The 5,011-nt window shown below is 65.6% G+C and carries 5 protein-coding genes and 1 tRNA gene; 5 read left to right on the top strand and 1 reads right to left on the bottom strand.

The annotated features are described in order from the left end of the window. From ACXJL8_RS33865 to ACXJL8_RS33855, 3 genes are all read left to right on the top strand, one after another. Window positions 1–250 (top strand): hypothetical protein (locus ACXJL8_RS33865; protein WP_456686358.1); only part of this gene is annotated, 250 nt, incomplete at its 5' end. 277 nt (window positions 251–527) lie between these two features. After that, window positions 528–719, top strand: a complete 192-nt coding sequence (locus ACXJL8_RS33860; protein WP_456622953.1) for a hypothetical protein — start codon at window positions 528–530, stop codon at window positions 717–719. Between the two features lie 48 nt (window positions 720–767). Further along, complete coding sequence (locus ACXJL8_RS33855; protein ID WP_456686357.1) at window positions 768–2,540, top strand: hypothetical protein; 1,773 nt, start codon at window positions 768–770, stop codon at window positions 2,538–2,540. Window positions 2,541–2,766: 226 nt separating this feature from the next. On the opposite strand, the gene ACXJL8_RS33850 is transcribed toward ACXJL8_RS33855, so the two are convergent. Further along, window positions 2,767–2,843 (bottom strand) — tRNA-Pro (locus ACXJL8_RS33850). A gap of 68 nt (window positions 2,844–2,911) precedes the next feature. Here ACXJL8_RS33850 and ACXJL8_RS33845 point away from each other — a divergent pair. Further along, the gene (locus tag ACXJL8_RS33845) at window positions 2,912–3,901 is read left to right on the top strand and encodes an L-threonylcarbamoyladenylate synthase (RefSeq protein WP_456622955.1); all 990 of its coding nucleotides are present in this window, start codon (window positions 2,912–2,914) and stop codon (window positions 3,899–3,901) included. A 23-nt stretch (window positions 3,902–3,924) separates the two neighbouring features. Continuing rightward, on the top strand, window positions 3,925–5,011 hold a 1,087-nt coding region (locus ACXJL8_RS33840; RefSeq protein ID WP_456686356.1), incomplete at its 3' end, for an FAD-binding oxidoreductase.

Raw genomic sequence — 5,011 nt, 5'->3', positions numbered from 1 at the left:
GATGGCGCTCGCGCCGCGCGACCGCTCGGAGGCCGCCGTCTTCCGCGTCCGCGACGGCTCGCGGCTAGCAACGAGTGAGATCGCCGAACTCGCTTCGGACTGGGGCATGGCGCCGGTGGCTGAAATCAGGTCGCCAAAACTCGTCCCGGACCAGCACTGGACGGACATCGTTCGCGGCATGGTGCGCGAGGCGCCACTGCCGTCGTTGATGGTGGCGTTCCTGCTGGGGGTGCTGGTGGCGCGGCGCTGATCGGCTTCGCAGCGCAGAAACCCGTGACGGTGTGCTGGAAATCCACGCAGGACTCGTCATTACCCCGCGCTTGTCTACCTCAAGCAATCTCGCGCTTGTGAAAACATGCTCCGGTTGCATGTGAACTGGTTCACGTTTGAACGCTCCACATGGTCCTAGCGTGGATGCGGGTCCGCTCGTTCGGTGCAGGCCGGGTCTGGGTCGCAGGACGACCTGACAGCAAAATCTGACAGCGAGGGCCCAAGTAACCGCCAACCGATCTCCAGAGGAGATTGCCATGACTCTGAAATCAGCAGCATCTTTGATGCGCACGCTCGTGGTGGCCGCCATTGTCTCGCAGACCACCGGTCCCATCGCCGGCAATCAGACGGCTGACACGGCGGCTCCAAATCAGACGGGCATCAATCGACCCGCTCCCGCACCCATGGTGGTCGCGCAAGGGCGCTGCTTCAACGGCAAGTGCTACTGATTGCCCGGGCTGATGACTACCGTGGTGCGTGCGTGATGGAGAATGGCGATGCCTACGCTTCCCATGAAGCTTGGAGTGCCGCTGGACCAGATGAGCGTGGTTTTCTTTGCGTCCCTCGCTCTCGCGGTTTGGCTCATCTATGTGTTCTGTCAGCGCAAATTCGCCGAACGCAGCGTCACCGGAAGCGGTGACTTCATCTATCAGATGCTGCCGCGTCAACTGGCAACACGTGAGGAATATTCGCACGGCTTCCTGATCTATTTCGGATCGATGGCGACAATCCTGGTGGTGCTATCGCTGCTGGGAGCAAACAACCTCGAGCAGCTCGGCGTCACGCTCCCGAAGCATCTCGGCTATCTGGGGGTTCCGCTCGCCCTCGCGTTCGTGCTGATGGGGGCGCTGCCGAACGTCCCTGGCCTCATGCTGATCGAGACGTATATGCGCCAGTACGCGCATGAGCGCGCCTACATTCCCGATGCCGCACGCGCCACAGCGGAGCGGATCGCCACCGCGGACTTCGATTTCACCGCCTACGCGGGCGAGGCGCTTCGATCGCCACAAATGCGCGGCATCCTGCCTGACGACTTCACGCGATCACGCCACACGCTCGAGCATAACTGGGCGCGGCTTTGCTGCCTCGTCTTTGCCCTGAAGTCCTATCGAATGGAAGGCTTCACCGGCGCCCTCGATGCGAGCCTCCTGCAGGATTACCAGAGCGATCTGGATCTCATCGAGAGCCAGAAAAAGTCCATGGAAGCCCAGGTGGAGGCCTATCGAAGCGCGCGTGAAAGCGATCCATATTACACGAACGAAGAGCTTCGCCGCTGCGTCGTGGATAATTTGCGCAAGCTCTACATCCTGCTCGGATGTKCGGTACGGCTCAAGACGCAGCCCAACGACGATATCGATCTGGCGCTGCGCCCATTTGGCGTCATGCTCAAGCGCACGCTGCGCCCCCAGGGCACAGGCGACTTACAGCTCGTCAGTCTGACGACTGTCGCAATGAGCGTCATCTTGCTGGGCCTCGCCGCCGACGGGCTTGGCCAGCTCGGCCTGTGGACGACGTCGCCCGTCTTTCCGCAAACGGTGATGCAGCCTTTCTGGGATGCCGCAGCGACGTTCGTGCCATACGCAACTGCGATCATCGTGGCCGATCTCGTGCGCAGGCGCGCGATCGACAAGGGACGATGGTTTGTGACCTCGGGCCAGCGCCAACGCGCAAGCGGAGCCAACTATGTCCGGGTGGCTGTGATTTGCGGCATCGCAGGATATCTCGCGCTCATTGTCTGGGGGCTTACCCAAGGCCCACCAACGCAAGACAGCTTCAGAATTGAGGTTCCCAGTGCCCTGCTCGCCATGGTGACGGGAGCATTCTACGTCTTTCACCTTGACAATGCGGAGGCCGGTCAGCGTCCGTCGCGTGCGTGGGAGCTTGGCGCCGAGACTGTCCTCACGGGGCTCTGCGGGCTCATCGCCGCCTGCGCCACATGGCAGATCATTCTCGGCACCGCGGGTGCCGCAATGGACAAAATCATCCTCACCACCCTGATCAATGCCGCAGTTGGGTTCGCACTTGCCTGGTACATCCCGCAAGCCGCGGCCGCACTCCGCTACGATCCGTTGGTCGAGGAAAGCCAGGAACGCGTGCGCGCGCTGCAAACGGCAGCCCAGGTTCGGCTGGGTGGCGCGGCCCCAATCTGGCTCGATCAGCAGCATCCCGCGCTTGACGGCACCTCGCCCCGCCTCGCTGCCGCCGCCGGCGTAGACGGGTTCGAGCGCGCAATCAGCTTGCTGCAACGTCCACAGTCTCTGACCGCCTGAGCCTGTCGCCTTTGCCAAGCCGGATCGGGATTGCCCGTCCGAGCTTGTCGGGGCTTCCGCATTGTGTGGCGAGGTCAAGAGCCGGATCAGCCATGCCGCCGCGGCAGACGCCCCTGCCCGGCCAAATCGGCCGTGGACCCGCCCCGAAATTCGTTGCAAAAAGGCGCATCCGAGGCGCTGGCGGCCGGTCCGCCAAGCCTCTGGAAAACGTCGACTTTTGGAAGAATGGTCGGAGTGGCAGGATTCGAACCTGCGACCCCTGCGTCCCGAACGCAGTGCTCTACCGGGCTGAGCCACACTCCGACAAGAGGCCGGCTTATAGCGTCGGGCTTGGCGCACCGCAAGCGGCCGATTTGAGGAATTTCGTCCCAGTGAAAACGGGTCTTGAAACGCTGATTTTACCGGCAGGCCCCACCGCCGCCGAGGCTGCCGCCCGGCGGCTCGCCGCGGGCGGGCTGGTCGCGTTCCCGACCGAGACGGTCTATGGGCTGGGCGCGGACGCCGGCAATGCCACCGCGATCGCCCATCTCTACGCCGCCAAGGGCCGGCCGGCCTTCAATCCGCTGATCGCGCATGTCGCCGACATTGCCGCCGCGCAGGCCATCGGCCGCTTCGATGCGTGCGCCCTGCGGCTCGCGGAGGCGTTCTGGCCGGGGCCGCTGACGCTGGTGGTGCCGAAGACCGCCGGCTGCCCGGTGGCGGATCTTGCCACCGCGGGCCTTGATACCGTCGCGATCCGCATCCCCGCCCACCCGGTGGCGCAGGCGATCCTGTGCGCCTTTGGCGGGGCGGTGGTGGCGCCGTCCGCGAACATCTCCGGGCACGTCTCGCCGACGCTCGCCGCCCATGTCGAGAGCGACCTTGCGGGCCGCATCGACCTGATCGTCGACGGCGGGCCGGTCGCGGTCGGCGTCGAATCGACCATCGTCGGCTGCTTCGAGACGCCGATGCTGCTGCGCCCCGGCGGGCTGTCACGCGAGCGGATCGAGGCCGTGCTCGGCGCAGCCCTGGCGCGGCCGCCGGCGGAGGCCGGGAGCGACGACAGCCAGCCGCTCGCGCCGGGCATGCTGGCCTCGCATTACGCGCCGCGCACCACCGTGCGCCTCAACGCGCGCGACGTGGCGCCGGGCGAAGCGCTGCTGGCGTTCGGGCCCGCGCACATGCCCGGCCTTGACGCCGCCTCGGCCGTCATGAATCTGTCGCCGGCCGGTGATCTCGATGAAGCCGCCGCCAATTTGTTCGGCCATCTTCGCGCTCTCGATGCGAAGAACCCACGCGCGATCGCGGTGATGACGGTGCCTGAAGACGATTTGGGCGAGGCGATCAACGACCGGCTGCGCCGGGCGGCGGTCGCGCGATAAGAAGCTTGAGAAGAGACGAGACCATGAACGTCAATCATTCCGCCACCCCGCCGCTTGCGCCCGAGCTGATCGAACAATTCCGCAGGATCGTCGGCGACAAGCACGCGATCACCGACGCGGCCGACATCGAGGCCTACGTCACCGAGGAGCGCAATCTGTTCCACGGCCGTTCGCCGCTGGTGCTGCGTCCGGGCTCGACCGCGGAGGTCTCGGCGATCTGCAAGCTCGCCTCCGCGCACAGAATCGCGCTGGTGCCGCAGGGCGGCAACACCGGGCTGGTCGGCGGCCAGACGCCGCACAATGGCGAGGTGGTGGTGTCGCTGCGCCGGCTCGACAAGATCCGCGAGGTCGATACCGCATCGAACACCATGACCTGCGAGGCCGGCGTGGTGCTGCAAATCGCGCAGCAGAAGGCGGCCGAGGTCGACCGGCTGTTTCCGCTGTCATTGGGCGCGGAGGGAAGCTGCACCATTGGCGGCAATCTCTCGACCAATGCCGGCGGCACGGCGGCGCTCGCCTATGGCGTCGCGCGCGAGATGGCGCTGGGGCTCGAGGTCGTGCTGGCCGACGGGCGCGTGCTCAACGTGCTGTCGAAGCTGAAGAAGGACAACACCGGCTACAATCTGCACAACCTCTTCATCGGCGCTGAAGGCACGCTCGGCATCATCACGGCGGCGACGCTAAAACTGTTCCCGAAGCCGCGCGCGGTCGAGACCGCGTTCGTCGGGCTGAAATCGCCGGAGGCGGCGCTCAAACTGCTCACGATCGCGCAGAGCGAGGCCGCGAATGCGCTGACGAGCTTCGAGCTGCTCTCGGAGATGGCGGTCGACTTCTCGATCCGCCACGGCATCGACGTGCGCGATCCGCTCGCGGAAAAGCATCCCTGGTACGTGCTGATGGAATTGTCCGCAGCCGGCGACGACGCCCGCACGCCGCTGGAAACGATCCTGACCCGCGCCATGGAAGAGGAGATCGTCGACGACGCCGTGATCGCGGCCAATCTCACCCAGCGCGCGGGTTTCTGGAAGCTGCGCGACGAGATGTCGTCGGCGCAGAAGCCGGAGGGCGGCTCGATCAAGCACGACATCTCCGTGCCCGAGGCCGCGGTGC

It is taken from the genome of Bradyrhizobium sp. P5_C11_2 (assembly GCF_054049755.1).
The sequence above is the reverse complement of the archived record's forward strand: the minus strand, read 5'-3'. Positions and strand labels throughout refer to the sequence as shown.